General features: G+C 66.0%; 22 protein-coding genes. 17 read left to right on the forward strand and 5 right to left on the reverse strand.

All coding sequences use genetic code 11. The features are described 5' to 3' along the window. Positions 1-9: 9 nt before the first annotated feature. The 3 genes from HUK65_RS05850 to HUK65_RS05860 form a co-directional block, all read right to left on the reverse strand. Positions 10-252 carry a BolA/IbaG family iron-sulfur metabolism protein gene (locus tag HUK65_RS05850; RefSeq protein WP_179905203.1) on the reverse strand — a complete coding sequence of 81 codons (243 nt, stop codon included), beginning with the start codon at positions 250-252 and terminating at the stop codon, positions 10-12. A gap of 52 nt (positions 253-304) precedes the next feature. After that, positions 305-2,485 carry a phosphoribosylformylglycinamidine synthase subunit PurL gene (gene purL / locus HUK65_RS05855; RefSeq protein ID WP_179905204.1) on the reverse strand — a complete coding sequence of 727 codons (2,181 nt, stop codon included), beginning with the start codon at positions 2,483-2,485 and terminating at the stop codon, positions 305-307. Positions 2,486-2,860: 375 nt separating this feature from the next. Next, a complete protein-coding gene (locus tag HUK65_RS05860) occupies positions 2,861-3,775 on the reverse strand; it encodes a LysR family transcriptional regulator (RefSeq protein WP_179905205.1) in 915 nt (304 codons plus the stop codon). A gap of 161 nt (positions 3,776-3,936) precedes the next feature. Between HUK65_RS05860 and HUK65_RS05865 the strand changes: the two genes are divergently transcribed. The 8 genes from HUK65_RS05865 to lpxB all read left to right on the forward strand — a co-directional run bounded on the left by HUK65_RS05865 (position 3,937) and on the right by lpxB (position 14,268). Next, entirely contained in the window at positions 3,937-7,362 is a 3,426-nt protein-coding gene (locus HUK65_RS05865; protein ID WP_179905206.1) for an indolepyruvate ferredoxin oxidoreductase family protein, read from the forward strand. 140 nt (positions 7,363-7,502) lie between these two features. Continuing rightward, positions 7,503-7,652 (forward strand): hypothetical protein, encoded by a 150-nt coding sequence (locus HUK65_RS05870; protein ID WP_179905207.1) that lies wholly within the window; start codon positions 7,503-7,505, stop codon positions 7,650-7,652. Positions 7,653-7,952: 300 nt separating this feature from the next. Beyond that, on the forward strand, positions 7,953-10,217 hold the full coding sequence (bamA, locus tag HUK65_RS05875; RefSeq protein WP_456095391.1) for an outer membrane protein assembly factor BamA: 2,265 nt from the start codon (positions 7,953-7,955) through the stop codon (positions 10,215-10,217). Further along, a complete protein-coding gene (locus tag HUK65_RS05880) occupies positions 10,217-10,900 on the forward strand; it encodes an OmpH family outer membrane protein (protein WP_179905208.1) in 684 nt (227 codons plus the stop codon). The genes bamA and HUK65_RS05880 overlap by 1 nt, the downstream gene beginning before the upstream one ends. A gap of 121 nt (positions 10,901-11,021) precedes the next feature. After that, positions 11,022-11,501, forward strand: coding sequence for a 3-hydroxyacyl-ACP dehydratase FabZ (gene fabZ, locus HUK65_RS05885; protein ID WP_179905209.1), 480 nt, complete (start codon positions 11,022-11,024; stop codon positions 11,499-11,501). A 3-nt stretch (positions 11,502-11,504) separates the two neighbouring features. After that, the gene (lpxA, locus tag HUK65_RS05890; protein WP_179905210.1) at positions 11,505-12,290 is read left to right on the forward strand and encodes an acyl-ACP--UDP-N-acetylglucosamine O-acyltransferase; all 786 of its coding nucleotides are present in this window, start codon (positions 11,505-11,507) and stop codon (positions 12,288-12,290) included. Next, complete coding sequence (locus HUK65_RS05895; protein WP_179905211.1) at positions 12,287-13,114, forward strand: LpxI family protein; 828 nt, start codon at positions 12,287-12,289, stop codon at positions 13,112-13,114. The genes lpxA and HUK65_RS05895 overlap by 4 nt, the downstream gene beginning before the upstream one ends. Continuing rightward, positions 13,111-14,268 (forward strand): lipid-A-disaccharide synthase, encoded by a 1,158-nt coding sequence (lpxB, locus tag HUK65_RS05900; RefSeq protein WP_179905212.1) that lies wholly within the window; start codon positions 13,111-13,113, stop codon positions 14,266-14,268. The genes HUK65_RS05895 and lpxB overlap by 4 nt, the downstream gene beginning before the upstream one ends. A gap of 93 nt (positions 14,269-14,361) precedes the next feature. On the opposite strand, the gene HUK65_RS05905 is transcribed toward lpxB, so the two are convergent. Continuing rightward, positions 14,362-15,384 carry an aspartate-semialdehyde dehydrogenase gene (locus HUK65_RS05905; RefSeq protein WP_179905213.1) on the reverse strand — a complete coding sequence of 341 codons (1,023 nt, stop codon included), beginning with the start codon at positions 15,382-15,384 and terminating at the stop codon, positions 14,362-14,364. Positions 15,385-15,537: 153 nt separating this feature from the next. Between HUK65_RS05905 and ttcA the strand changes: the two genes are divergently transcribed. From ttcA to HUK65_RS05950, 9 genes are all read left to right on the forward strand, one after another. Next, on the forward strand, positions 15,538-16,383 hold the full coding sequence (ttcA, locus tag HUK65_RS05910) for a tRNA 2-thiocytidine(32) synthetase TtcA (protein ID WP_179905214.1): 846 nt from the start codon (positions 15,538-15,540) through the stop codon (positions 16,381-16,383). Positions 16,384-16,478: 95 nt separating this feature from the next. After that, positions 16,479-18,038 carry a bifunctional diguanylate cyclase/phosphodiesterase gene (locus tag HUK65_RS05915; protein ID WP_179905215.1) on the forward strand — a complete coding sequence of 520 codons (1,560 nt, stop codon included), beginning with the start codon at positions 16,479-16,481 and terminating at the stop codon, positions 18,036-18,038. Positions 18,039-18,200: 162 nt separating this feature from the next. Beyond that, positions 18,201-20,018 carry a membrane protein insertase YidC gene (yidC, locus tag HUK65_RS05920; RefSeq protein ID WP_179905216.1) on the forward strand — a complete coding sequence of 606 codons (1,818 nt, stop codon included), beginning with the start codon at positions 18,201-18,203 and terminating at the stop codon, positions 20,016-20,018. Beyond that, positions 20,015-20,764, forward strand: coding sequence for an MOSC domain-containing protein (locus HUK65_RS05925; protein ID WP_179905217.1), 750 nt, complete (start codon positions 20,015-20,017; stop codon positions 20,762-20,764). The genes yidC and HUK65_RS05925 overlap by 4 nt, the downstream gene beginning before the upstream one ends. Beyond that, positions 20,761-21,405 carry a CatB-related O-acetyltransferase gene (locus tag HUK65_RS19085; protein WP_179905218.1) on the forward strand — a complete coding sequence of 215 codons (645 nt, stop codon included), beginning with the start codon at positions 20,761-20,763 and terminating at the stop codon, positions 21,403-21,405. The genes HUK65_RS05925 and HUK65_RS19085 overlap by 4 nt, the downstream gene beginning before the upstream one ends. Beyond that, positions 21,402-22,052 (forward strand): ribosome biogenesis GTP-binding protein YihA/YsxC, encoded by a 651-nt coding sequence (gene yihA / locus HUK65_RS05935; protein WP_179905219.1) that lies wholly within the window; start codon positions 21,402-21,404, stop codon positions 22,050-22,052. The genes HUK65_RS19085 and yihA overlap by 4 nt, the downstream gene beginning before the upstream one ends. 81 nt (positions 22,053-22,133) lie before the next feature. Then, positions 22,134-23,015, forward strand: coding sequence for an acetylglutamate kinase (gene argB, locus HUK65_RS05940; protein ID WP_235441792.1), 882 nt, complete (start codon positions 22,134-22,136; stop codon positions 23,013-23,015). Continuing rightward, positions 23,002-23,658: a 4Fe-4S dicluster domain-containing protein gene (locus HUK65_RS05945; protein ID WP_407692415.1), complete on the forward strand. Its 657-nt coding sequence runs from the start codon at positions 23,002-23,004 to the stop codon at positions 23,656-23,658. The genes argB and HUK65_RS05945 overlap by 14 nt, the downstream gene beginning before the upstream one ends. Continuing rightward, positions 23,655-24,173 carry a SixA phosphatase family protein gene (locus tag HUK65_RS05950; RefSeq protein WP_179905222.1) on the forward strand — a complete coding sequence of 173 codons (519 nt, stop codon included), beginning with the start codon at positions 23,655-23,657 and terminating at the stop codon, positions 24,171-24,173. The genes HUK65_RS05945 and HUK65_RS05950 overlap by 4 nt, the downstream gene beginning before the upstream one ends. Positions 24,174-24,181: 8 nt before the next feature. On the opposite strand, the gene HUK65_RS05955 is transcribed toward HUK65_RS05950, so the two are convergent. Then, positions 24,182-25,876 carry a Na/Pi cotransporter family protein gene (locus HUK65_RS05955; protein ID WP_179905223.1) on the reverse strand — a complete coding sequence of 565 codons (1,695 nt, stop codon included), beginning with the start codon at positions 25,874-25,876 and terminating at the stop codon, positions 24,182-24,184. Between the last annotated feature and the right edge of the window lie 247 nt (positions 25,877-26,123).

Here is a 26,123-nt window from a genome sequence, read left to right on the forward strand (position 1 = left end):
CTTGCGGGGTTATTCGGGGGCCTTGGTGGTCAGGGCAAGCGCGTGCAATTCGCCTTGGCTGCCATCCATCTTGCCCTTCAGCGCGGCATAGACGGCGCGCTGCTGCTGCACGCGGTTCTTGCCGCGAAAACTCTCATCGATGACCTCGGCCGCGTAGTGGTTGCCGTCTCCGGCCAGGTCGGTGATGGTGATCCTGGCGTTGGGAAAGCCCTCACGCAGCAAAGTTTCAAGCTCTTGCGCGGTTATGGCCATGCAGGTCCCTTTCATGTGGCTTCGAAGAAGGTAATCCCGGCCTGTGACTTCTTCAAGCGTCGCCGATGGCGCGGGCGAACGCCGAGCGATGGAGGGCCGACAACTCGGCCAGGGGGGCCTCGGCGCTGCCCAGCCGCACCGTAGTGCCACCGAAGCGCCCGACGGTGGCAAGCGGCACACCGGCCTGCCCGGCGGCGACCATCAGCGCCTCGGCGCAGTCGAAATCGCAAGCGACCAGATAGCGGGCCTGATCCTCGCCAAAGAGGATGGCCGGATCATCGGGATCGAGCGTGACGCCCATGCCGGCGGCCTCGGCCATTTCGAAGGCGGCGAGAGCAAGCCCACCGTCCGAGAGATCGGTTGCCCCGGCCAGGAGCGCGCGGTTTTCGCGCAGGAATTCGCCGTGGCGGCGTTCGGCCTCCAGGTCCACGGGCGGGGCGTCGCCATCCTCGCGGTGGAAGACCTCGGCCAGCAGGGCGGATTGGCCCAGATGACCGCGGCTTTCCCCGACCACCAGTGCCAGATCGCCCTCGCGCGGGTGCCCGGCAATGATCTGGTCCATATGTTCGATCAACCCCACCGCGCCGATGGTCGGCGTGGGCAGGATCGGCTGGCCGTCGGTTTCGTTGTACAGGCTCACGTTGCCCGAAACGATCGGCATGTCCAGTGCGCGGCAGGCTTCGCCGATACCTTTGATGGCGCCGACGAACTGGCCCATGATTTCGGGCTTTTCGGGGTTGCCGAAGTTCAGGTTGTCGGTGGCCGCCAAGGGGCGCGCGCCCACGGCGCAGAGGTTGCGGAACGCCTCGGCCACGGCCTGCTTGCCGCCTTCGACCGGGTTGGCGCGCACATAGCGCGGCGTGACATCGGCGGTGAAGGCCAGCGCCTTGTCGGTGCCGTGGACGCGCACGATCCCGGCGCCCAGTCCCGGCGTGCGGACCGTATCGCCCATGACCTGCGTATCATATTGCTCCCACACCCAGCCCTTGTGCGCGTAGCTGGGCGAACCGATCAGGGCGCGCAGGGCGTCGATGGCATCCACGCGCGGGATTTCGGCCAGTTCGGCGGTGGCGGCGGGTTCGTCCCACGGGCGGTCATATTCAGGCGCCTCGGAGGACAGCTTGGACAGGGGCAGATCGGCCTTTGTCTCGTTCCCGTGCAGGATGAGGAAGCGGTCCTCGGCGATGGTCTCGCCCACGATGGCGAAATCGAGGTCCCATTTCTCGAAGATCGCGCGGGCCTCGGCCTCCTTCTCGGGCTTCAGAACCATGAGCATCCGCTCCTGGCTTTCCGACAGCATCATCTCGTAGGCGGTCATGCCGGCCTCGCGGCAGGGCACGCGATCCAGATCCAGCCGGATGCCCAAGGACCCCTTGTCGCCCATTTCCACCGCCGAGCAGGTCAGCCCCGCCGCGCCCATATCCTGGATGGAGATCACCGCACCGCTGGCCATCAGCTCCAGACAGGCCTCCAGCAGGCGCTTTTCGGTGAACGGGTCGCCCACCTGCACCGTGGGGCGCTTTTCCTCGATCGTGTCGTCAAACTCGGCGCTGGCCATGGTGGCGCCGCCGACGCCATCGCGCCCGGTCTTGGCGCCCAGATAAACCACGGGCATCCCCACCCCGCTGGCGGCCGAATAGAAGATTGCATCGGCATCGGCCAGCCCGGCGGCAAAGGCGTTGACCAGGCAATTGCCGTTATAGGCGGGGTGGAACCGGACCTCGCCGCCCACGGTGGGCACGCCGAAGGAATTGCCGTAGCCGCCGATCCCTTCGACCACACCACGCACCAGATGCGCGGTGTTTGGGTGGGCGGGCTCGCCGAAGCTCAGCGCGTTCATGGCGGCGATGGGGCGTGCGCCCATGGTGAAGACATCGCGCAGGATGCCCCCCACCCCGGTCGCCGCCCCCTGATAGGGCTCGATGTAGCTGGGGTGGTTGTGGCTTTCCATCTTGAACACCACCGCCAGCTTCTTGCCATCGGGGCCGTCGCCAATGTCCACCACGCCCGCATTCTCACCCGGGCCACAGATGACCTGCGGACCTTCGGTGGGCAGGGTGCGCAGCCATTTCTTGGACGATTTGTAGGAGCAATGCTCATTCCACATGGCCGAGAAGATGCCCAGCTCGGTGAAGCTGGGCGCGCGGCCCAGAATCTCGAGGATGCGCTCGTATTCATCGGGCTTGAGCCCATGCGCCGCAACAAGGTCCGGCGAGATTTCAGGTTCCGTCATGGCAGCCCCCGCAGAGATTTGGGCATTCCATAAAGAATGCCCGCCGCGGGGGAAAGGGGGCACCGGCCCGGCGGATGCTCCCGCCCTGCGATGATTCCCGGGGCCAGGCCCTGCGCCGGGCCGCAGCACCGCATACATGAACCGATCAGAAATTGGGCAAGATCATGAAAAGGCGCACAAATTTCGGAAATTCTCCGCGCTGGACAAAAAAAAGGCCGAGCTAAGCTCGGCCTAAGTCCAACAGGGAGGTAAAGGCAGGGGATAACCCCTCGCCTCGATACATATTTAGGGGTCGGGGCATTCATTGCGCAAGTGTAATATCTTTGACGCCATGACAACGCCGCCATGCGTTGCATTCATACCGCAGTATGGGAATCAACCCAGGGTAGCAGAATCCGCCCGGCTGCGCGACTTCCTGTAGGCTATGATTTCTTCCAGCACAAAGTCGCGGAAAGCCGCGATCCGCTTGGATTGGCGCAACTCTTCAGGATAGGCGAGGAAGACCGGGATCTCATGGCTTTGAACATCTGGAAGGACGTTCACCAGGTCGGTGAAGTCCTCGGTCACGTAATCGGGCAGCAGGCCGATTCCCAGATGGTTCAGAACCGCCTGCAGCACGCCGAAATAGTTGTTGACGGTAAAGGTTGACCGCACCGGATGGGACAGCAGCTCACGCACCAGCGTCGCCCCGGCGCTGACCTGGGTGGCTGTCACGCTTTGGCAGATCAGCCGGAAACTGGCCAGGTCATTCAGCGATTCGGGCGTGCCGTTGGCGCGCAGATATTCGGGCGTGGCATACAGTTTCATCCGTACGGCCATCATCCGGCGGCGGATCAGGTCGGCCTGGCTGGGTTCCTTCATGCGGATGGCGACATCGGCCTCGCGCATGGGCAGGTCCAGCACACGCTCTTCCAGCATCAGGTCGATCTTCAGGTCCGGATATTGCGCATAAAGCGCGGGAAGACGCGGGGCCAGCCAGAGGGTACCGAAACCGACGGTGGTGGTGACGCGCAATTCGCCAAAGACCTCATCCTCGCTGTCGCGGATGCGCGCCGCGGCGGCATCCAGCCTGCGCGACATGGAGGAGGTCGCCTCGAACAGCAACTCGCCCTGTTCGGTCAGAATCAGCCCCCGCGCATGGCGGTGGAACAGCGTCGCGCTGAGCGATTCTTCAAGCGCCCTGATCTGGCGGCTGACGGCGGATTGTGACAGATTCAGCGTCTCACCCGCATGGGTCAGACTGCCTGCATCGGCCACCGCGTGAAATATTCGTAGCTTGTCCCAGTCCATCCGATATCTCACTTGCGCGCATGGCGCGGCCGACTTTCGGGTTCGTGTTTACGCGCTCTTTGTCCCGCGTAAAAGTGAAGATCACGCAAATCTGCTTTGTAGGTCAGCATTTTTGACCTATAATGTCCGAAATGCTTGTTCATGACGCAGGGAGGCGCTGAATGGGACGGCAAGAGATATCCCTGAGCGATCGGTTCGATCTGGAGAAATCGCCCGTGCTGCTGAACGGCACGCAGGCCATGGTGCGGCTGATGCTGGCGCAGGCGGCGCGTGACCGTGCGGCGGGGCTGAACACTGCGGGCTACGTCACCGGCTATCGCGGCTCGCCGCTGGGCGCGGTGGACATGCAGATGAACCGCGCGAAAAAGCTGCTGGAGGCCGCGCAGGTCCGGTTCGAGGAAGGATTGAACGAGGATCTGGCCGCCACCGCGCTTTGGGGCAGCCAGCAGGCAGAATTGCGCGGCGAGGGGCGCTATGACGGTGTCTTTGGCCTCTGGTATGGCAAGGGGCCGGGCGTGGACCGCACCGGCGATGTGTTCCGCCATGCCAACATGGCCGGAACTTCGCCCAATGGCGGCGTGCTGGTGGCCATGGGCGATGACCACACCGGCGAAAGCTCCACCACCCTGCACCAGTCCGACTGGGCCATGGTGGACGCCTATATCCCCGTCCTCTCGCCCGCCGGGGTGCAGGAGATCCTGGATTTCGGCCATTACGGCTATGCGCTGTCGCGCTTCGCGGGTGTCTGGGTGGGGCTGAAGACCATGAAGGACACGGTCGAGGCCACGGCGGTGGTCGATGGCGACCCGCAGCGGATGCAGTTCGTCACCCCCGAATTCACCATGCCCGAGGGCGGGTTGAACATCCGCCTGATCGACACGCCGGTGGCGCAGGAAGCGCGTATGATCGATCACAAGCGCTTCGCCGCCGAGGCATTTTCCCGCGCCAATCGCATGGACCGGCGCGTCTGGGGCAAACCCGGGGCGCGGATCGGCATGGTGGCGGCAGGCAAGAACTGGCTGGATCTTGTGCATGCGCTCAATCTTCTGGGGATCGACGCCGAGGAAGCCCTGCGCCTGAATCTGACCACCTACAAGGTCGGCCAGACCTGGCCGCTGGACATGGAGAGCTTCCACGACTGGGCCGAGGGCCTGGACCTGATCATCGTGGTCGAAGAGAAGCGCAAACTGATCGAGGTGCAGGTCAAGGAGGCGATCTTCGACGATCGCCGCGGCCGCCGCGTCTATGGCTGGCACAAGGGCGACACCTGGGAACATGGCCGCCGACTGGAACTCTTCCCCACCCGCTACGCCCTGGACCCGATCATGATCGCCGAGAAGCTGGGCGATATCCTGATCGAGGAAGGCCGCGGCACTGACCGGATCAAGGCGGGCCTCGCCTCGCTGGCCGAAGCGCGGCGCGCCAACAACGCCCCCGAACTGGCCGCCCGCCTGCCCTATTACTGCGCGGGTTGCCCGCATAACACGTCCACCAAAGTGCCCGAGGGCCACCGCGCCTATGCCGGGATCGGATGCCACTACATGGTGCAGTGGATGGACCGCAACACCGTGGGCTTCACCCAGATGGGCGGCGAGGGCGTGAACTGGGTCGGCGAGGCGCCGTTTTCCACCCGTGAGCACGTGTTCCAGAACCTCGGTGACGGGACCTACAACCACTCGGGCGCGCAGGCGATCCGCGCCGCGCTGGCCGCAGGCACCAACATCACCTACAAGATCCTCTATAATGACGCCGTCGCCATGACCGGCGGGCAAAAGAACGAGGGCGACCTGAGCGCCGACCGGATCGTGCGCGAGTTGCAGGCCATGGGCGTGCCCCATGTAGCCGTAGTCTATGACGAGAAGGAAGAACCGCGCCGCGCCGACTTCCCCAAGGGGATCGACTGGCACGAACGCGCCGACATGGAGGCGGTGCAGAAGCGCTATGCGCAGCACAAGGGCGTCTCGGCCATTGTCTATGTCCAGACCTGTGCCGCCGAGAAGCGCCGCCGCCGCAAGCGCGGGCAGTTCCCGGACCCGGACCAGCGCATCTTCATCAACACCGATGTCTGCGAGGGCTGCGGCGACTGTGGCGTGCAGTCCAACTGCGTCGCCATTGTCCCGGCGGAGACCGAACTGGGCCGCAAGCGCGCCATCGACCAGTCCGCCTGCAACAAGGATTTCTCCTGCCTCAAGGGCTTCTGCCCGTCCTTCGTCACGCTGGAAGGCGCCAAGGTCCGCAAGGCCCCAGCGCAGTCGCTGGACCTGCCGGACCTGCCGGAACCCACCCTGCCCGCCATCGACGGCACGCATAACGTGGTGATCACCGGCGTCGGCGGCACCGGTGTGGTGACCGTGGGTGCGATCCTGGCGCAGGCCGCGCAGATCGATGGCAAGGGCGCGGGGCTGATGGAAATGGCAGGCCTCGCGCAGAAGGGCGGTGCGGTGCATATCCACTGCCGTCTGGCCGAGCGCCCCGAGGATATCAGCGCCATCCGCGTGGCGGTGGGCGAAGCTGATGCCGTGATCGGCGGCGATCTGGTGGTCACCGCCGGCGCGCGCACCCTGGGCCTGATGCGGCAGGGCCGCACCGGCGCCGTGGTCAACAGCCACGAAATCATCACCGGTGATTTCACCCGCAACACCGAGTTCCGCATCCCGTCGGAGGATCTGAAACTGGCGCTGCAATCGCGGCTGGGCACGGACCGCGTGGCGCTGTTCGATTACTCGGAACTGGCCCGCGTGCTGCTGGGTGATTCGATCTTCTCGAACATGATGATCCTGGGCGCCGCCTGGCAGCGCGGTTTGGTGCCGCTGTCAAAGGCGTCGATCATGCAGGCGGTGGAGCTGAACGGCGCGGCGGTCGAGGGCAACAAACGCGCCTTCGACATCGGTCGCTGGAGCGTGCTGCACCCCGAGGAAGCGGCTGCGCGCCTGCAGCCGAAGGTGGTCGCCAAGCCGAAAACGCTGGAGGAACGCATCGCCTTCCGCGCCGATCATCTGACCGCCTATCAGTCAAAGCGGCTGGCCGCACGCTACCGCAAGCTGGTGGACGGGATCGAGGATCCGCAGGTTAGGGAAGCCGTGGCCGAGGGCTATCACAAGCTGCTGTCCTACAAGGATGAATACGAGGTCGCCCGCCTGCATCTGAGCACCATGGAAAAAGCCCGCGCCGAATTCGATGGCGAGGTGACACCGCGATTCCACCTGGCGCCGCCGCTGATCTCGCGCATGGGCAGCGATGGGCGGCCGCAAAAGCGCGTCTTCGGCCCGTGGATCCTGCGCGCCTTTGGCGTGCTGGCAAAGCTGAAGGTGCTGCGCGGCACGCCGCTGGATGTCTTCGGCTACACCGCCGAACGGCGCATGGAGCGCGCCCTCATCCGCCAGTATGAAGCCGACATGGCCGAGGCCCTGCCCCGCCTGAATGCCCAGACCCGGGACACGGTCATCGCCCTGGCCCTCCTGCCGCTGGACATCCGCGGCTTCGGCCCGGTCAAGGAGGCCAACGAGGCCAAGGCCGCGAAACGCCGCGAGGAACTGCTGGCGACCCTGCGCGACGGTGGCACCGGCGCGCGCATTGCGGCCGAATAAGAAAGAACCGGCGCCCGTTTCACTTTCGGGCGCCCGGCCCATTCACCTGCGCGCGGGCCGGCGTGACTCCACCGGAATGACCGCTTTGTGCCGTTATTTCGCCATCTTCCGGCGCGATGCAGAAGCGACAGGAGGTGACCATGCACGTTTTGGATTACATGCCCCGTAGCGCCCAGACCCTCTGGTTTCTCAGCCGCGACCGGCTGACCTTTGCCCTTGCGGTGGTCCTGTGCCTCTTGCTGGCCGGTTGGATCGCCGAACTATGGGCCTCGGGCGCGCTGCCGCTCTGAGCAGCCCGCAGGCGCGCGCGCCCTCGTCACATCGCTGCAGCCGGAACCGCCCGAACGGACCGTGGCGGCCCGGGCTGGTGCGCCGAATTTCCCCGTTGATGCGGCCGTGCCCCGGTCGGCGAAATCCCCCCGAAGCCGGGCTTGCGGGTCTTTGACAAATCCCCCCGTTCCAGCTACGCAGAACGAAATAAAATGGCGGACAAGACGGGGCACATGATGCGCGCATCCACACGGGCGATCCCGGTGCGCAGGATAGCGAACAGGCCCGGCCTGTTTTTTGCGATCCTGTCAGCGGCGACAATGGCGATGGTTCTGGTCAGCGCGGCGTTTTCGCCCGCATTGGCGCAGGACTTCCGGTTCACCTCGTTCCAGATCGAAGGCAACCAGCGGGTCGATGACCAGACGATTCTGGGGTTTGCAAGGATCCCGCCGGGCCAGGCCCTGTCGGCGGGCGACCTGAACGAGGCCTTTCGCCGGGTGTCCAACTCCGGCCTGTTCGATGAGGTCGAGTTCACCCCCCGCGGCAACACGCTGCAGATCACCGTTGTTGAACTGCCGACCATCAGTTTCGTCAATTTCGAAGGCAACCGCCGCATCAGTGACGATGCGATCCGCGAGGTCGTGCAGACCACCGCCGGGCGCGTCCTCTCGCCCAGCCAGGTCGATGCGGATGCTGTCGCCATCGCCGAGCTTTACCGCCAGCGCGGCCGCTTCGCCGCCGAGGTCACGCCCCGGATCATCCCCCGCGGCAGCAACCGCGTCGATCTGGCCTTTGAAATCCGCGAAGGCAATGTGGTCGAGATCGAGCGCCTGTCCTTCGTCGGCAACCGCGCGTTTTCCGACAACCGCCTGCGCCGGGTGCTGGACACCAAGCAGGCCGGACTGTTCCGCGTCCTGGTGCAGCGCGACACCTTTGTCGAAGACCGGATCAACCTTGACCGCGAATTGCTGCGCGATTTCTATCTGTCGCGGGGCTATGTCGATTTCCGCATCAACTCCGTCACATCGGAGATGGCGCGCGAACGTGATGGCTTCTTCATCACCTTCAACATCAGCGAAGGCCTGCAATACCGTGTCGGCAACGTCTCGGTCGCCTCGGAAATCGACGGAATCGACCTGGCCCCCTATGAGCAGCAGGTGCGCCTGCGCTCAGGGGTGGTCTTTGCGCCCTCGGTGATCGAAGCGAATGTCCGCCGGCTGGAGCGCGTGGCCACGCTGGAAGGGCGCCGCTTCGTGCGGGTGGAACCGCGTCTGACCCGCAACAACCGCAACCAGACCGTCGATGTGGAACTGACCCTGGTCGAGGGTGAGCGGATCGTGATCGAACGGATCGACATTCAGGGCAACACCACCACGCTCGACCGTGTTGTCCGGCGCCAGTTCGATTCGGCCGAGGGTGACCCGCTGAACCCGCGCGAGATCCGCGAGGCCGCCGAACGCATTCGCGCGCTGGGATTCTTCAGCGACGTTCAGGTTGAACCGCGCCAGGGCAGCGCCGATGATCTGGCCGTGGTCGATGTCGATGTCGAGGAACAGCCCACCGGGTCGCTGGGCTTTGGCATCAGCTATGGCGTCGGCGTCGGTGTCGGCTTTGCCATCAATTTCGAGGAAGCCAACTTCCTCGGTCGCGGTCAGAATATCGCCGTTGCCTTCAGCACGATCCCCGGATCGCGTGAGATCGGGCTGAACTTCACCGAACCGGCGCTGCTGGACCGCGATCTGCGCTACACCTTCGGGCTGAACTATCGTTCCACCCGCGACTTCAACGAGGATTTTGACACCCGCACCGCCACGCTGCGCAATGCGCTGTCCTTTCCTGTCAGCGAATTCGGGCGGCTGGAAGGACGGTTCGAGGTGCGCAGCGACCGGGTGACCGGCGCCGATCCGGCCGATACCTCGCCGCGGATCATCCTGGATCAGGACATGGGCCGGGTGAACTCCTTCAGCCTGGGCTATACCTACACGCTGGACACCCGCGGCAGCGGCTATGATCCGACGCGCGGCTATATCCTTCAGCTCTCGCAGGATTTCGGCGTTACCTCGGGCAGCCGCAGGTTCCTGCGAACCACCGCACGCGCGGGCTATGAACAGCAGGTGCTGAACGAGGAAGTCACCCTGCGCGCCGACCTGACCGCCGGGGCGCTGGTGATGAGCGGAGGCGACACCCGGATCACCGAACGCTTCTTCCTGGATGGGCGGATGCGCGGGTTCGAGTTGCGCGGCACCGGTCCGCGCGATCTGGGCGCGAACAACCGCGATGCCCTGGGCGGTGTGCGCTATGCCGTGGCCCAGTTCGAGGCCGAATTCCCCCTTGGCCTGCCCGAGGAATACGGGATTACGGGCGGGGTGTTCATGGATGTCGGCTCGGTCTGGGGGCTGGACAATTCCGGCGCTGCCGTCGACCTGGGCGGCTCGGACGGGTTGAACCTGCGGGCCTCGGCCGGGGTGTCGCTGTTCTGGGACACGCCCATCGGCCCGCTGCGGTTCGATTTCTCGCGCGCGCTGCGCAAGGAGGATTATGACCGGACCCAGAATTTCGACCTGAGCATCGTCACCCGGTTCTGATGCCGCTCAAACGCGCCTCTCTGGCCGTAGCTATTGCGGTTGCGGGGATGACCCCCGCAACCGCGCCCTTGGCGCAGCCGCTTGGCTTCAGCCTGGGCCAGCCCGCACAGCCGGGCAGCGAGATCCGCACAATCGATCAGGAACGGTTGTTCTTCAACTCGCGCTTTGGCCAGCGGGTGCGTGACCAGATCATCGAGGCCTCGCGCGCGCTGGAGGCAGAGAACCAGCGCCTGCTTGACGACCTGTCCGAACGCGAGGCAGAGCTGACGGCGCTGCGCCCCACCCTCAGCCCCGAGGCGTTTCGCACCCAGGCCGATGCCTTCAACGAAGAGGTTGGCGTGATCCGCGACCAGCAGGAGCGCAAATCCCGCCAGATCGGCCAGTTTCAGGAGGCCGAGCAGGGCCGCTTCTACGATCTGGTGGTCCCGCTGCTGGACACGCTGTTGCAGGATGTCGGCGCCAGGGTGCTGCTGGACACGCGGGTTGTGCTGCTGTCGGATGAGGATGTGGACCTGACCGATCAGGCAATCGAACGGATAGACGCCACGCTGGGCGATGGCGCCGATGGCGTCATCGCCACCCTGCCCGACCTGGGCGCGCCGGATGATGAAAGCACACCACCTGCGCCGCGCGCCCCTGAAGGATCAGCGCCGCTGGAGCTTCCCTCGCCCGGTCTGGAGTGACCCTGCCTTCGCGCGGCGCTTGCCGGCGCGCTTGTCACGCCGGGGGCAAATTGCTAGACGACCCGCCACCCCCGCCATCAGGACCGCGGGCAAGGCCGCAGCGAACAAGGATCACGCCAGCATGACCACCGACGCCGAACAGACGCCGCAAACCGCCGATCTGGACCTGATCATGCGCATCATCCCGCACCGCTACCCGTTCCTGCTGGTGGACAAGGTGCGCGATGTCGTGGCGAATACCTCGGCCACGGGGATCAAGAACGTCACCTTCAACGAACCCCATTTCCAGGGCCATTTCCCCGGCGCCCCCATCATGCCCGGCGTCACCATCATCGAGGCGATGGCCCAGACCTCGGCCGTGCTGGTGGGCCTGTCGCAGGATCTGGTGGACAAGAAACCGCTGGTCTATTTCATGAATATCGACAAGGCCAAGTTCCGGCGCAAGGTCGTGCCCGGCGATGTGCTGGAGATGCATATCAAGGTGCTGCGCGCCTCGACCAAGGTCTGGAAATTCGAGGGCACCGCAATGGTGGAGGGCGAGGTTGCCGCCTCGGCCGAGTTTGCGGCGATGATCGACCGCAACGCCCGCGTCACGGCCTGAACCATGCAAGCGGCGATCCACCCCAGCGCGGTGATCGAGGAGGGCGCCCGCATCGCGCCCGGATGCCGCATCGGCCCCTTTGCCGTTATCGGACCCGAGGTCACTCTGGCCGAAGGGGTCGAGGTGAAAAGCCACGCCGTGGTCACCGGCTGGACCGATATCGGCGCCGAAACCGTCATCTTTCCCTATGCCTGCGTGGGCGAGGTCCCGCAGGATCTGAAATACGCGGGCGAGCGGACGCGCCTGATCGTCGGCGCCCGCTGCCGCATCCGCGAGGGCGCCACGCTCAACACCGGGACCGAGGGTGGCGGCGGGGTGACCCGGGTCGGCGATGACTGCCTGCTGATGACCGGCGTGCATATCGGCCATGACGCGCAGGTGGGCAATGGCGTTATCATGGCCAATCAGGTGGCCATCGCCGGGCATTGCGAGATCGGCGACCGCGTGGTGATCGGCGGGCTGTCGGGGGTGCATCAATTCGTGCGCATCGGCACCGGTGCCATGATCGGCGCGGTGCTGATGGTCGCCCATGACGTGCTGCCCCATGCCATGGTCCGCGGCCCAAGGGGCGAGGTGGACGGGCTGAACCTGGTGGGTCTGAAGCGCCGTGGCGCCAGCCGTGACGAGTTGCGCGCCCTGCGCGCCGCCTATGCCGCGCTTTCCAACCCTGACCAGTCGCTTTCCGATACCGCCCGCGCCCTGCTGGACAGCACCGACAGCCCCCATGTGCGCGAGATCGCGGCCTTCATCACCGAAGGCTCCGACCGCGCCTTTCTGAAGCCGAAATGATCCGCAAGCTGGCCATCATCGCCGGGCGCGGAACGCTGCCCCGGCTGGTGGCCGAGGCCGCCGATGCCGCCGGCACTTCCCGGCTGGTGGCCGAGCTTGAGGGTTTCGAAAGCCCCCTCGGCGCGGGCGCAACCCGGTTCCGGCTGGAACGGCTGGTGCCGTTCCTGGATCATCTGGTGGATGAGGGCGTCAGCCATGTCTGTTTCGCCGGCGCCGTCCACCGCCCCCGGTTGGACCCGGCCCTGCTGGACCCGGGCACAATGCAGCTTCTGCCCCGCATCATGGCCGCGCTGCACGATGGCGATGACGCGACCCTCCGCGCGGTGGTGGCCCTGTTCGAGGAATGGGGGCTGGAGGTCATCGGCGTCGATACCCTCTGCCCCGATCTGCTGCCCGGCCCCGGCGCGCTGTCAACGCGCGAACCCGGCCCGCAAGACCGCGAGGATGCCACCCGCGCCGCCGCGATCGTGGCAGCCCTTGGCGCGGTAGATATCGGCCAGGGCTGCGTGGTTGCGCGCAAGCTGTGTCTGGCGGTCGAGGCGCTGCCCGGCACCGACGCCATGCTGGTCCATGTGGCGGCGCTGCGCGGCCGGGATGGTCCTTGGGCGGGACAGCGCGGCGGGGTGCTGTTCAAGGCCGCCAAACCCGGTCAGGACCGCCGCATGGACCTGCCCGCCCTTGGCCCCGATACGCTTCGCGCCGCCCATGCCGCCGGGCTGAACGGCATCGCCTTCGCAGCCGGGAGCGTGCTGGTGCTCGAGCGCGCCACCATGGCCGCGCTGGCGGATGAGCTGGGCCTGTTCCTCTGGGCGCGGGCGGCATGAAGCTCTTCCTCATCGGCGGAGAGCCCTCGGGCGACCGGCTGGGCGGCGCGCTCATGGCCGGGCTTTCTCAGCTTTCGCCCGGCGTGGCCTTCGACGGCATCGGCGGGCCTGAAATGGCCGCGCAGGGGCTGCGCAGCCGCTTTCCCATGTCCGAACTGTCGGTCATGGGCCTGTGGGAGGTCCTGCCCCGCTACCGCGCGCTGAAACGCCGCATCCGTGACACAGCGCAGGCCATCGCCCGGACAAATCCCGATGCCGTCATCACCATCGACAGCCCGGATTTCTGCCTGCGCGTCCTGCGCCTGGCCCGCGCCGCAAACCCGCGCCTGCGCACCATCCACTATGTCGCGCCCTCGGTCTGGGCCTGGCGACCGGGGCGCGCGGCCCGGATGGCGCCACTGGTGGATCACGTGCTGGCGCTCTTGCCGTTCGAGCCCCCCTACATGCAGGCCGCCGGGATGTCCTGCGACTTTGTGGGCCACCCCGTCGTGGCTGAACCGCAGGCCACGCGGGCCGAGGCTAGCGCCTTCCGCGCCACCCACGCCATTGCCCCGGACGCGCCGCTGATCCTGACCCTGCCGGGGTCACGTCGGGGCGAGATCGCGCGCCTTGCCCCCCGTTTCGCCGACACACTGCGCCTGGTGCTGCGCGACCACCCCGGCGCGCGCGTGGTCGTCCCCACCGTCGCCGATCAGGCCCAAACCCTGCACGAGGCTTTGCGCAACTGGCCCGGCGCCCCGCTGCTGCTGACCCCGGAACACGGGCCGCAGACCAAGCGCGCCGCCTTCGCTGCCGCCGATGCGGCACTGGCGGCCTCAGGCACCGTCTCGCTGGAGCTTGCAGCCAGCGTCACGCCCATGGTGATCGGTTATGATTTCAACCCGCTGACCCGCGCCTTGGTCGCGCGGATGCTGCAGATCGATACGGTCACGCTCGTCAACCTGGTCAGCGAAACCCGCGCGATCCCTGAATTCCTCGGGGCCAACTGCTGCCCCGGCCCCATGGCGCAAGCGCTCTCAACGCTCTTGCGCGCGCCACAGGCCCGCGCCGCCCAGATGCAGGCCATGGCCCTCACCATGGAGCGCCTGGGCGAGGGCGGCGATCCCCCCGGCCTGCGCGCCGCACGGTCCGTCCTGACCCACCTGTCCAGCTGACCCCGCCGCTGCGCCAGCAGCGGCAGCGCCCCCGAAGCGCCATGGGTGGGTGGGCGGGGCGCTGAGGGGGCGCTTCCCCCCAGCGACGAACCCTCAGCCCTTCTTCAGGCAACGGCTCCCCAGAACCTCGGCAATCTGCACCGCATTCAGCGCCGCGCCCTTGCGCAGGTTGTCGCTGACGCACCACAGGTTGATCCCGTTATCCAGCGTCGGGTCCTGACGGATGCGGCTGACATAGGTGGCGAACTCGCCGACACATTCAACGGGGGTGATGTATCCACCATCCTCGCGCTTGTCGACAACCAGGATCCCCGGCGCTTCCCGCAGGATATCGCGGGCCTCTTCCTCGTCCAGATGGTCCTCGAACTCGATGTTGATCGCCTCGGAATGGCCCACAAAGACCGGCACCCGCACGCAGGTGGCCGTCAGCTTGATCGACGGGTCCATGATCTTCTTGGTCTCGGCCACCATCTTCCATTCTTCCTTGGTCTGGCCGTCTTCCATGAACACATCGATATGCGGGATCACATTGAACGCAATCTGCTTGGGATAGACGCTGGGCGCCACCTCCTGCCCCGGCACGAACAGACCCTTGGTCTGGTTCCACAATTCGTCCATCGCATCCTTCCCGGACCCCGAGACCGACTGATAGGTGCTGACAACCACCCGCTTGATCCTTGCGCGATCATGCAACGGCTTCAGCGCCACGACCATCTGCGCGGTGGAACAGTTCGGGTTGGCGATGATGTTCTTCTTTGTGTAGCCCTCCACGGCTTCGGCATTCACCTCGGGCACCACCAGCGGCACATCCGGGTCATAGCGATAGTGGCTCGAGTTATCGATCACCACACACCCCGCCTTGGCGGCGACGGGGGCATATTTCTTCGTGGCATCCGAACCGATGGCAAAGAGCGCGATATCCCAGCCGGTGAAATCGAACGTGTCCAGATCCTGGCATTTCAGGGTGCGGTCACCGAAACTCACCTCGGTGCCCAGCGACCGGCGCGAGGCCAGAACGGCAATCTCTTCCACCGGAAACTCGCGTTCGTCCAGAATGTTCAGCATTTCGCGGCCCACATTGCCGGTGGCGCCGACGACGACGATCTTGTAACCCATTGCGTCCTCCTTGACGTGTTGGGCGGGCTTTAGCGCAATTGCGGCGCGGATTAAAGCCTGCAACACCGGCGGCCTCCTGGGGCTGCGCCTTGGCTTTTGCCTTTCGCACCGCGCTATGGCATGACAGCGACAGCTGATTTCGGAGCCCGTACCATGCTTGATGACACCCCTGACCTGCCGCCGATCCTGCGCGGCGCGCCGACCGGGACCGAATTTCGCAAGCTGCGCAAGCGCGTGGTGCGCGACACCCGCGCAGCACTGGAGGATTTCGCCATGGTCCAGCCCGGCGCGCGCTGGCTGGTCTGCCTTTCGGGCGGCAAGGACAGCTACACGCTGCTGGCCGCACTGATCGAGTTGAAATGGCGCGGTCTGCTGCCCGTGGACCTGCTGGCCTGCAACCTGGATCAGGGCCAGCCGGGCTTCCCGGCCACCGTGCTGCCCGGGTTCCTGACCCGTATGCAGGTGCCGCACCGGATCGAATACCAGGACACCTATTCGGTGGTCATGGACAAGGTGCCCCAGGGGCGGACCTATTGCGCGCTGTGTTCGCGGCTGCGGCGCGGGAACCTCTATCGAATCGCGCGCGAGGAAGGTTGCACCGCGGTGGTGCTGGGCCATCACCGCGATGACACCCTGGAAACCTTCTTCATGAACCTGTTCCACGGCGGGCGACTGGCGACCATGCCGCCCAAGCTGGTGAACGAAGAGGGCGATCTGTTCGTCCTGCGCCCCCTCGCCTATGTCTCCGAAGCCGATTGCGACCGCTTCGCCCGGGCCATGGACTACCCGATCATCCCTTGTGATCTGTGCGGCAGCCAGGATGGCCTGCAGCGGATGCAGGTCAAGGCGATGCTGGATGAATGGGAGCAACGCAGCCCCGGGCGCCGCGGCGTCATGTTTCGCGCGTTGATGAACGCGCGCCCGTCGCATCTGGTGGATCCTGCGCTGTTCGATTTCGCCGGGCTGACCCTGTCGCCGCAGGAAAAGCCGACAATTTGAGGCATTTTCGCACGCCGCATTAAGATTTGCCTCAACCTTGCAGGGCAGCAATGGGCCTGTCCCCACCTTCGCGGGGCATTTCCGGGGCCTGCGGCATGCGTCTTCCGTTTCTGATCCAGTCCAGCTTTCGGCGCAGCCTGTCCGAAGCCGCAGCCCGGCCGGAACTTCTGGCCCTGTTGCCGGCATTGACGCTGGCCGCCTACTGGCTGGGGGGCGAAGGGTGGCTGGTCATCACGGCACTGGCGGTTCCCGTTGCCTTCGCCGGTGCCGCGGCGCAGGGAACCCTGTCCGAGCTGTCGCGCCTGCGTGCAGGCTATAGCGACGACACCCAGCTGCCCCTGCGCGAGGCCCTGCTGGCCGAGGTCGAGGACAATCTTGAAACCTGCCAGATCGTCGGGCTGCACTGCGGGGTCGTGGTCTTCATCCTGGACCGCGCCGACCACCTGCGCGACACCCATGGCCGCACGGCAGTGAATGAACTGGTGGATCACATGGGCCGCAAATTGCGGCATCTGACACGGTCTGCCGATTTCGTGGCGCGGCTGGATGACATCACCTATGGCGTTGCGCTGGGTCCGCAGGAACAATCCAGCCGTTGCGAGATGATCGCAACGGCCCGGCGGCTGCAGATGGCGCTGACGCAGCGGCTGCGCACCGATGCGGGCTGGCTGGACCCTTCGGTCTCGGTCGGGTTGAGCGACACGGTAGACCAAGGGCAGACCGAGGCGCAGGCCATGCTCCAAGGCGCCGAGATAGCCGCCGAGCGCGCATTGAACGACGGCCCGGGTGCATTGTGCATCTATCAGCGCGGAATGCAGAGCGACAGCACCCGTCAGGCTGCCCTGCGCGACGCCCTGTCCCGCGCCCTGGGCAATGGCGAAATCGGCGCGGTCTTCCAGCCGCAGGTCTGCGCCGTAACCGGCGCCTTGACCGGGATGGAGGCACTGGTGCGCTGGTCACGTGATGGCCAGGTCATCCCGCCATCGGACTTCCTGCCGCAGCTGCACAGCTTCGGGCTGTCCGAAGGCCTGACCCGGCGCATGCTTGCGCAAGCTCTGGACGCGCTGGAAGCCGGCGATGCGATCGGGCAGATCATCCCCAATGTGGCCCTCAACCTGTCGCGCACCGAACTGCTTGCCCCCGGACTGGCGGACCTGATCCTGTGGGACCTGGACCGCCGCGGGCTACAGCCTGAACGGCTGGTGATCGAGGTTCTGGAATCCGTGGTGGCCGACCCCGCGGACGGGGTGATCGAACGCAATATCGCAGCCCTGGCGCGGGCGGGTTGCGGCATCGATCTGGATGATTTCGGCACCGGCCACGCCTCGATTGCGAATATCCGCCGCTTCGCCGTGGGGCGGCTGAAGATCGACCGCTCCTTTGTGAGCGGTCTGGACACGGATCCCGCGCAGCGCCGACTGGTCGGCGCCATTGTCCTGATGGCCCGGGAACTGCGGCTGGGCACCGTGGCCGAGGGTGTGGAGACCGGGGCCGAGGCCAAGGCCCTGGCCGACCTGGGGTGCGAGGCGCTGCAGGGCTATCACATCGCCCGCCCGCTGCCGCTTTCGGAAATCCAGGCCTGGCTGCGTGCCGATTCCCGCAGACACGCACGGCCAGGCAGCGCCGGACCCGCCACCGCTGAAACCGCCCCCTGAGCGCACCGCCCCGCCCCGGCGGCCTGTCCGCGCAGGTTCTGCCACATCCGGACGCGCCCATTTGACCGCCATCCGGGGAAAACCGCTTGACCTTTGCAGGCCCAGTCTGTTGAACCGGACCCGCACAAGACAGACCTGCAAATATACGGGTGGCGCGGCCTCATGGACGAACAGAACAGAAACCTCCTGCTGGCTTTCGTGTTGAGCCTCATGGTGCTCATCGTCTGGATGTGGATGTTCCCGCCGCCAGAGCCACAACCCCAGACCGAAGATGCGGCCACCGCCGAGATGCCGCTGGCCGGGGACGATGTTGCCCCGGGCACAGCCCTTGACGCGCCGACCGACGCTGAGGTGACCGAGCTGCCCCGCGTGCCGATCGACACCCCGCGTCTGGAAGGGTCGATCAACCTGCTGGGCGGTCGTCTGGATGACCTGTCGCTGCGGGACTACCGCGAAACCACCGATCCCGGCGCCGATATCGTGGAATTCCTGCGCCCCGAAACCCGCGACGAGGCCTTTTACGCGCTTTACGGCTGGCGCCCCGGGCGGGATCTGGACTGGGACGCTGTGCCCGGCGCCACCACGCCCTGGGATCTGGTCGAGGGCGACACCCTGTCGCCCGGCCGCCCCGTCACCCTGCGTTGGGACAACGGCCAGGGCCTGACCTTCATGCGCCGGTTCGCGATTGATGAGAACTACATGTTCTCGGTCACGCAATCGGTTGAAAATACCGGCGACGCAACCGCGCGTCTGGCGCCTTACGGGCTGATTGCGCGGCACGGGGAACCCTCGGACGCCGAAAACTTCTTCATCCTGCATGAAGGCATCCTGAAGGTCACCGACGGCACTTTGAGCGAAGACAGCTATCGCAACGCGCGCAACTACCGCGTCTCCGACCGCGAAGGCACCCAGGCCAGCGTGATCGAGGTTGCCGAAAACGGCTGGCTGGGCTTCACCGACAAATACTGGATGGCCGCGCTGATCCCGCAGCCCGGGCAGCCCTTTACCGCCGTATCGCGCTATGTGCCCTCGCGCGAACTCTACCAGACCCGCGCCGATCTGCCCGTCGTCGTCGTCGGCCCGGGCGAGCGGGACGAGATCACCACGATGCTGTTCGCCGGGGCCAAGGAATGGACCACCATCCGCACCTATGAGCGCGAAGGCGGGATCGACCGCTTCATCGATGCCATCGACTGGGGCTGGTTCTTCTTCCTGACCAAGCCGATCTTCGCCACGCTCTATTTCATCAACGGCATCATCGGCAACATGGGCTGGTCGATCATCATGCTCACGCTGCTGATCAAGGCGGTGCTGCTGCCGCTGGCCTGGAAATCCTATGTCTCCATGGCCAAGATGAAGGAACTGCAGCCCGAGATGATGGCCATCAAGGAGCGCGCGGGCGATGACCGCCAGAAGCTTCAGCAGGAGATGATGAAGCTCTACAAGGAGAAGAAGGTGAACCCGGCGGCGGGCTGTCTGCCGATCCTGATGCAGATCCCGATCTTCTTCTCGCTCTACAAGGTGATCTTCGTCACCATCGAACTGCGGCATGCGCCGTGGTTCGGGGTGTTCAATGACCTTTCGGCGCCGGATCCTACCTCGATCTTCAACTTCTTCGGGCTGCTGCCCTGGGCGGCGCCGCACCCCGAAAGCTTCCTGTCGCTTATCTTCATCGGGATCCTGCCGATCTTCCTGGGTGTGTCCATGTGGTTCCAGATGCGCCTGAACCCGGCGCCGACGGATCCGATCCAGCAGGCAGTGTTCAACTGGATGCCGTGGATCTTCATGTTCATGCTGGGGTGGTTTGCCTCGGGGCTGGTGCTGTACTGGATTGCCAACAACGTGATCACCTTCAGCCAGCAATACACGATCATGCGGATGAACGGGCACAAGCCTGATCTGGTGGGGAATATCCTGGGCGCCTTCAAGCGATCAAAACCTGACAAACCGGCCGAGGCCAAGGGCGGAAAGGGCAAGTGAGCCTGCGCCTGGCCCATATTTTCCGCCATCCGATCAAGTCGCACGGGCGTGAGGAACTGGGCCAGGTGGCCCTCTTGGAAGGGCGCTGCCTGCCCTGGGACCGCCATTGGGCCGTGGCGCATGAGGCCGCACGGCTGCTTGGAGACTGGAGCGAATGCGCCAACTTCCTGCGCGGCGCCAAGGCGCCGGCGTTGCAGGCCATCGACGCGGCATTGGATGAAGGCACGGCCACGCTGACGCTGACGCACCCCGACCGCCCGACACTGCGGTTCCGCCCCGATGACCCCGAAGATGCGGCCCGCTTTCTGGACTGGGTGCGCCCCCTGGTGCCCGAGGGGCGCGCCCAGCCAGCCCGAATCATCGCCACCGGGCGCGGGATGACCGACACCTTCTTTGAATCGGTCTCGGTTCTGTCGCTGACCGCCAATCGTATCCTGTCAAAGCGTATGGGGATGGATCTGGACCTGGGCCGCTGGCGGGGAAACCTGTGGCTGGACGGGCTTGCCCCGTGGGAGGAATTCGACCTGATCGGCCGCACGCTGGCCATCGGCGAGGCCCGGCTGAAGGTGGCCGAACGGATCACCCGCTGCCGCGCCACCATGGCCAACCCTGCCACCGGCAAGATTGATGCCGATACGCTGGGCGCGCTGGAGGCGGCCTATGACCACACGGATTTCGGGGTTTATGCGGTCGTAACCCGGCCCGGAAGCATCAGCGCAGGCGATACGGTGACGGTGCTGCCATGAACACCGGCCCAGGCCCCGACACTCTGCACCCTATGCCGGGGTTTCCGCGTGTCGTCGCCCTGCGCCCCCTGGCCGCCGGGCGCGCCAATGTTCGCGTTGGCCCCTACAGCTATTACGATGACCCGGACCAGGCGACTGCGTTCTTCGAACGCAACGTGCTGCACCATTTCGATTTCGTCGGTGACCGTCTGGAGATCGGGCCGTTCTGTGCCTTTGCAACCGGTTGCCGAATTGTCATGAATGGCGCCAACCACGCCATGGAGGGGTTTTCGACCTATCCGTTCAACATCTTCGGCAACGGCTGGGAAGAAGGGTTCGACCCGGAAACCTGGGCCGCCGGAAACCGGGGCGATACGGTCATCGGCGCCGATGTCTGGATCGGTGCCGAGGCCTGGATCATGCCCGGCGTCACCATCGGCCCCGGCGCCATCGTCGCTGCCAAGGCGGTGGTCACGCGCGATGTGGCGCCCTTTGCCGTAGTCGCGGGAAACCCCGCGCGCGAGGTCCGGCGCCGCTTCGATGACCGGACCATCGCCGCACTGATTGACATCGCATGGTGGGACTGGCCGGTTGACCGGATCAGCCGCAATCTGAACGCCATCCGGGGCCGTGATCTGGAAGCACTGAGGACCGCACAATGACCCTGCCCTTCCCCCTGACCCCGGATCCGGACCCGCTGGCCGCCGAGCGCGGGCGCAAGCTGTTTACCGGCCCGGTGGATTTCCTGAAGGGGGTCGTGGCGATGGACGGCCTTCCCCCCGCGGACCGCCCAGAGGTGTGTTTCGCCGGGCGTTCGAATGTCGGAAAATCCAGCCTGATCAATGCGCTGACGGGTCGCCGCGCGCTGGCGCGGACCTCGAACACGCCGGGCCGGACGCAAGAGATCAATTTCTTCACCCTGGGCGAAAGCCACTACCTAGTGGACCTGCCCGGCTATGGCTTTGCCAAGGCGCCGGTGCCGGTGGTGGAAAAATGGCAGCGCCTGCTGCGGGCCTATCTGGCCGGGCGGGCGAACCTGCGCCGCGCCTTCGTGCTGGTGGACATGCGCCACGGCATCAAGGACGTGGACCATGAGATCATGACGCTTCTGGACAAATCCGCCGTGACCTTTCAGGTGGTCCTGACCAAGTCCGACAAGCTGGGCGCCGCCGCACAGGACAAGACGCTGGCACAGGTGCGCGGCGCGCTGGCCCGCCACCCGGCGGCTTTCCCGGAACTGCTGGTCACCTCATCCGAAAAACGCGATGGGCTGGACAGCCTGCGCGCAATCATCGCCGGGCTGGGCTGAGGCTTCCCCCTGCGCAGAAATCGCGCTACGAGGCTTGCGCATGCCAGATCGGACCCAACCAGAATGAAGACTCAGACCGCCATGAACAAAGACTGGTTCGCAACCGCCCGCACCCTGTCCGAAGCCCTGCCCTATCTGCAGCGCTACACCGGCGCGATTGTTGTCATCAAGTTTGGCGGCCATGCCATGGGCGATGCCGCTGAAATGGCCAGCTTCGCGCGCGATGTGGTGCTGATGCGGCAGGTGGGGGTGAACCCCGTGATCGTCCACGGCGGCGGGCCGATGATCAACGACCTGCTGACACGGCTGGGGATCACCTCTAGCTTCGTGCGCGGCAAGCGCGTGACCGATGCCGCCACCATGGAAGTGGTAGAAATGGTGCTGTCCGGGTTGGTCAACAAGCGGATCGTGCAGGCGATCAATGATGAAGGCGGGCGCGCGGTGGGGCTGTCGGGCAAGGATGCGCGGTTGATCACCTGCACGCCCGATGACCCGGAACTGGGCTTTGTCGGCCGCCCCGATGATGTCGACCCCACCGTGCTGCAGCATCTGTTTGCCGGAGGGATCATACCGGTGATTGCGCCCCTGGGGGCCGGGGCGGATGGGCAAAGCTACAACATAAACGGCGACACGGCCGCAGGCGCTATTGCCGCCGCGCTGAAGGCCGACCGGCTGCTGCTGCTGACCGATGTGGCCGGGGTGAAGGATTCCTCGGGCGAAGTCATCACCCAGCTTTCACCGGACGAGGTGCAGGAGCTGACCGCGCAGGGCATCATCGCCGGTGGGATGATTCCAAAGACCGAAACCGCCCTGGCCGCCATCGACGGCGGGGTTCGGGCCGTGGTGATTCTGGACGGGCGCGCGCCCAATGCCTGCCTGCTGGAACTGTTCACCGAACATGGTGCGGGCAGTCTGATCCGCGCCACGGCGCCGCGCACGCCCGCGCATGATGCCGGCGCTTGACGCAATTGCCGAACGCGCCGCGGCGCATCGGCTGATGGTGATGGGCCATTGCGCCGTTGAACCCGGCGACGGCCTGCCCGAAGGCTTTGCAACCCTGGTCCTGCTGGGACCTGCGGAACCGGGCTTCTGGCCCCATGTCACGGCCGAACCGGAATTTTCGGATGGACACGCCGACCCGCTGGACCGCTGGTCGCGCCGGGTGATCGGACGGCTGGCCTGCGCGCTAGGGGGCAAGGCGCGCTTTCCTTTTGGCGGGCCGCCCCATGCGCCCTTCCTGCCCTGGGCGCAGCGGTCCGGGCGGGCGTGGTCCTCGCCGGTGGGGATGCTGGTGCATGATGTGGCAGGGCTGATGGTGTCCTATCGCGGCGCCATCGCCCTGCGTGACGCGCTCCCGCCCGCCCCTCCGAAGCCATCCCCCTGCAAGAGCTGCGCCGAAAAGCCCTGCCTGAACGCCTGCCCGGTGGGGGCGCTGGGGCGCGCTGATGGCTATGACACCGCCGCCTGCCATGGCTTTCTGGATACAAGAACGGGCATGGACTGCATGAATGCGGGATGCGCGGTGCGTCGTGCTTGCCCCCTGTCCCAAAGCTATGGCAGGATCAGTGCGCAATCTTCCTATCACATGAGCCTGTTTCACCCGTGACCCTGCGCCTGATCCTGACCCGCCATGCCAAGTCCGACTGGAAAGACCCGCTCGCCACGGACCATCAACGCAGCCTGAATGACCGCGGCCGCCGCGCCGCGCCGCAGATCGGCAAATGGCTGGCCGGGAACGGCCATGTCCCCGCGCTGGCGCTGGTCTCGGATGCGCGCCGTACGCGCGAAACATGGGAGCTTCTGTCCCCCGCCCTGCCGCAGCCGGTCCCGATGCATTCCCTCAGCGCGCTCTATGCGGCCTCACCGCAGGCGATCCTGCGCTGCCTGGCCGCTACGGGAGAAAGCAACGTCATGGTCATTGCCCATAACCCGGGCATCGGCGCACTGGCGGCATCACTGGTCGCCCGGGCACCGGCGCATCCGGGCTTCCTGCGCTACCCCACCTGCGCAACCCTGGTGGTGGAGTTTGACGCGGCAGAATGGGCCGAACTTCGCCCGGCCAGCGGTCGCGTGGTGGATTTCGTGGTGCCCAGGGACCTGCCCGCCAGCACGATGGCGTGACGCGGTGATCACGTCACCTCGGGGCGATCGGGGGGCGCATCCTCGAATTCCTCGGTCAGGCGCGTGTCGCGCAGATGCCCCTCGCGGAACAGGATCGGCAGCGCCACCGTCGCAACATTGGCGTTGAACTCCTTGAAGGCATGCGCCGTTTCCAGATGGATATCGCTGGAATGCAGGCTGGTCCTTTCCCCGGCGGTGATCCGCTTCAGATGCTGCTTGCGCGTGCCCCGATGCAGGGCGCGCATCTCATCCTTTTCCTGCAAGAGCAGCCGCGCGCTTTCGACATCGCCTGAAATCAGCACCCGCGACGCCAGGTTGAGATTGGCCAGAACCCGGGCATGCATCTCTTCCAGCTCGTGCTGGCCGGGCTCCGAGAACCGCAGCTGCTTGTCGGATTTCTCCTTGGCGAGCGCCAGCATGTTCTTGACCACGATATCCGCCGCGGCCTCCAGCGCGATGGAATAGTCCAGCAATTCCCGCAACTCGCGGGTTTCCGCCTTGGACAGCTTGGCCTGCGCCAGCCGCGCGCCATAGGCCCGGGCGCCATCAAAGGCGCTGTTGACCAACTGCTCACGCGCGCGGATCGCCTGCACCGTGGCCTTGTCCGGGCGGGCGTAGAGCGACAGGACCGGCGTGATCATCTCCTCGGCCAGCTGGGCGATCCGCAGCACCTCACGCCGAAGAGACACCAGCGCCAGACGCGGGCGGTCCAGCACCGTTTCATCCAGCATGGAACGGTGGTGGCTGGGCACATCCGCCGCATGGGCTGCGGGCGGGTCCGGCCAGACCAGGCGCACCAGACGCTCCACCCCGCCGCGCAAGGGCGCACCGATCATCAGCACCGCCAGGTTGAAGCCGATATGCACCAGCACCAGCGTCTGCCCGGCGCCAAGGCCCAGATCAAACAGCGCCACGGCCCAAAGCTGTGCGGGCACCAGCAGCGCCATGGCCATGCCCCCGCGCAGCAACAGATTGGCCCAGAGCACCCGCCGCCCCTTGGCGTCCATCCCGCGCGACAGCCATAGCGGGATCAGCGCCGAACCCAGATTCGCCCCCAGCACCAGCGACAGCCCCACCTGCGCGGGCAGCGCGCCGATCGCCACCACGGTGACGATCATCAGGATCGTTGCCACCGAGGAATGCATCACAAAGGCCAGCGCCGCCCCGGCCAGAAAGGCGGTGACAAAATCCCGCGCCAGCCAGTCCGAAAGCGCGGGCAGCAGGTCGCTGTCGCGGATGGGGTCCACCGCCTCGCGCAGGAAGCGCAGGGCAATGAGGATGAGCGCCACGCCCAGAATGATCCGCCCCGCCTGCTTCAGGTCGCGGCGTTCGGATTTCAGGAACAGCAGCCCGCCCACGGCCAGCAGCACCGGCACCAGCGCGTCCAGCGGCAGGGTCAGGATCTGGATCAGCAGCGCCGAGCCCAGATCCGCCCCCAGCACCATCATGATCCCCACGCCGAAGCGCACCGCGCCGCTGCTGGCGAACCCCGCCACCAGGACCGCCACCGCGGCCGAGCTTTGCAGCACCAGCGCCAGCCCCGTCCCCAGCGACGCCGCACGCAACGGATGATCCGCCGAAGTGACCAGTCGCTGGAAGCGCGGGCCAAATGCGCGCTCGATCCCGGTGCGGACCATGCGCACGGCAAAGAGCAGCAACAGGGTTGCGCCCGCAAGCTGGCTCAGAAAGGCAAGGATATCCATATGTGCGCTGTCGCTCCCTTGGGGATCAGAACCCGCACCACACCGCGCGCGCGGCTCCATGCGGGTCCAGTCCGGCACAGTCGCAAATTCCCGCGGCAGGTGCAACGGGACCACGCATGCGCTGGGTCAGCTTACCACGGCCCCCCTCACTACGGCCCCCTCACCACGGCACGGAGAACGTCTTGATGTTTGTGAAGCTTTTCATGGCCTCATTGATCCCCTCCTTGGCGCCGTTGCCAGACTCCTT

It is taken from the genome of Rhabdonatronobacter sediminivivens, from assembly GCF_013415485.1.
GTDB lineage: Bacteria > Pseudomonadota > Alphaproteobacteria > Rhodobacterales > Rhodobacteraceae > Rhabdonatronobacter > Rhabdonatronobacter sediminivivens.